Origin of the sequence: Palleronia sp., assembly GCF_042089775.1 — a bacterium.
GTDB lineage: Bacteria > Pseudomonadota > Alphaproteobacteria > Rhodobacterales > Rhodobacteraceae > Palleronia.
Genome location: NZ_JBELKF010000253.1, coordinates 1 through 2589 on the forward strand (window position 1 = coordinate 1; position 2589 = coordinate 2589).

The 2589-nt window shown below is 57.0% G+C and carries 2 protein-coding genes; both read right to left on the reverse strand.

Features of this window, described 5'->3' with window-relative positions; translation table 11 throughout:
* The coding region (asnB, locus tag ACFDS3_RS20770) for an asparagine synthase (glutamine-hydrolyzing) (protein ID WP_375264221.1) at positions 1-1327 on the reverse strand (1327 nt) is incomplete at its 3' end.
* On the reverse strand, positions 1315-2418 hold the full coding sequence (locus ACFDS3_RS20775) for a glycosyltransferase family 4 protein (RefSeq protein ID WP_375264222.1): 1104 nt from the start codon (positions 2416-2418) through the stop codon (positions 1315-1317). The genes asnB and ACFDS3_RS20775, both read right to left, overlap by 13 nt.
* Positions 2419-2589 lie beyond the last annotated feature (171 nt).

Here is a 2589-nt window from a genome sequence, read left to right on the forward strand (position 1 = left end):
TATCGAGAGCGCTCGCTGGAAGGCCGACTCTGCGGAACAGGTCCCGCAGTAGCGGTGATTGGCCGCCCCCGAACCACTGAACAGCCTGTCCAACGGCTTTCCCGTGGCGTCGAAACACTATCGGGATTCGGTTCAGCCGCGTCCAAAGACGTGGCGCCATGAAGTGCCGGGTGTAGCCCCCGAAGACCTCGTCACCGCCGTCGCCGGTCAGGGCGACAGTGACTTCCTGCCGTGCCAACTGGCAGAGAAGCGCTGTCGGAATTTGCGAGGAATCAGAGAAGACCTCGGAATAGATCTTCGGCAGCTTCGGCACGAACTCTAGCGCATCCTGCTCTCTCACCCGGAACGTGCGGTGGTCAGTGCCGAGATGCGCGGCGACCTGCTCAGCATGTGTACTCTCATCGTATCCGCTCTCATCGAAGCCGATCGAAAAGGTCTTCACTGGCCGATCCGAAACCTCCTGCATCAGCGCTGTGATAAGCGATGAGTCGATCCCACCGGAGAGAAAACTTCCCACCGGGACATCGCTGATCATCTGCGAGGCAACCACCTCGCGCAGAACGCACTCCACATGGTCTACTGCGCTTTCCGGTGATGGATGGCGAGACTTGGCGGCGCGTCCTCGCTCAATCATAGTTGAGACTGTATCGAAAGGAATGAGCTGAAGCTTTTGTGCCTGCCCCTCTATGCGCAGAATATGGCCGGGTGGTATCTTTCGAACGTTTTTAAGTATGCAGGCATCATCAGCGACAACAGAACGTGAAAGGTAACTTTCAACACCACTAGAAGAGAGCCGAGCCGAATAGCCGGGTACAGCTCGCAATGCGTGAAGCTCTGATGCGAAAGCCCAGCCGGAAACAAGGTCGGCAAGGTAGAGCGGCTTTTCTCCCATCCTGTCGCGCGCCAAAAAAAGAACTTCGCGACTTCTATCCCAGAGCGCGAGCGCAAACATGCCGTATGCCCGTTGCAGTGTCTGCTCCAACCCCCAAGCGGCGATTGCTTCCAGAAGTGTCTCCGTATCGGACTCTCCGCGCCAGTCCCGCGGACCGAGCTCTTCCCGTAGCAGCCCGTGATTGTAGATCTCTCCGTTAAAGACGAGGACAAGCGTCTCGTTCCGCGACAGCATTGGTTGAGCACCAGCTGGCGAGAGGTCAAGGATCGAGAGCCGACGATGCGCCAGCCCGAGTCCGGCAGCACAGTCTAGCCAAACTCCGTCCGCGTCAGGACCACGATGCGCTAGGGTCGAAGCCATACTGCGCAGTGTATCGTCCGTAAGCAGATCCGGATTTTCAGCCTCGGGTGCGAATATTCCTGCTATTCCACACATGTTTTGCCTGTCCTTTGTTCGGAGCGCCGCTCTGCCGCTTCTCGTAAGATGCCGGCAACCCGCGGCCCCTGTACTTGAAGACTGTACCAACTCTCGATCTTCTTCCGTCCTTCGGCGCCCAGTCGTCGCCGGAGTTCCGGGTCGCCTATGAGAGCCTTCAGCGCCTCCGTCCACTCTCGTTCGGTGCGTGCGAGGAAGCCGTTGACGCCGTGCTCTACGATCTCCGAGTTGACGCCGACCGGCGACGCCACGACGGGCAGTCCACAGGCCATGTATTGGATGAGCTTGTAGCCGCACTTGCCTTGCATCCAAGGCATATCGGGAAGCGGCATGATCCCGATGTCCATTTCCTGAATATTGGAGATCTCTGTGCTCTCAAACCAAGGGCGAATATCAAAGTTGCAGCTCTCTAGGGCATCTTGTCCGGCGCCGACGGCGATAAACTTCACCTCTTTCTCGCCAATCAGTTCCTTTAGAGGCGGAAGAAAGGGAACCATGCACTCACGCCACGTTCCGGGTGTTCCGATCCACCCCAAGCTTACGCTTGAGCTCCTTGATTGAGGGGAAAGTACCGTGTAGATATCCGTATCAACGACGGTCGGAACGAGTTCGATCCACGTAGCACCTGCCCGCTTCGCATATTCTGCCAGATACGCATTGCCTGCGAGCACTGTATCCGAACCATGCATCACACTTGCGATCTTGTTTCCTAGGAGCCGACGCACGGCGCTAAGCTGATGTTGATCATAACGGTGGAATACGGCATCATCATAATCAGTGACAATCGCCGGCGTTTTTGAGATAAGCCGCCGCTCGATATCAGCCGGAAGCCAAGGCAGCGCCTCCTTCTCAATCCAGACCACGTCATAGATGCTCAACTGACGTAGTCGGTCAATCCGCTGCCTGTATGACCGAAGGATTGCCGGCCGATTGCGGCGCCCAGCATAGAGGTCGTCGAGATAGGCGCTGCCGAAGAGCGGTCGGACCTCGACCTCGAATCCGGCCTCTTTGAGATACGGGATATACTGCAGCTGACGCAGTCGGCTGGAGGCGCCCTGCCGGTCGTAACGGCTGAGAATAAGGAGTTTCAACGTGCCTCTAAAAAGGAAATTGGACCAAACAAAACAAAGTCTCGGTGGTCGAGCTGCAGGAAAGGGAGCTCCTTAAGTGTCATTGGGTGTCTGAGCCAAGTCGCTCTGCCGCCGCCCGCTGCTTTGGCTCTCTAGAATTTTTTCATAGAGCGCAAGGTATGCCTTAGTCCC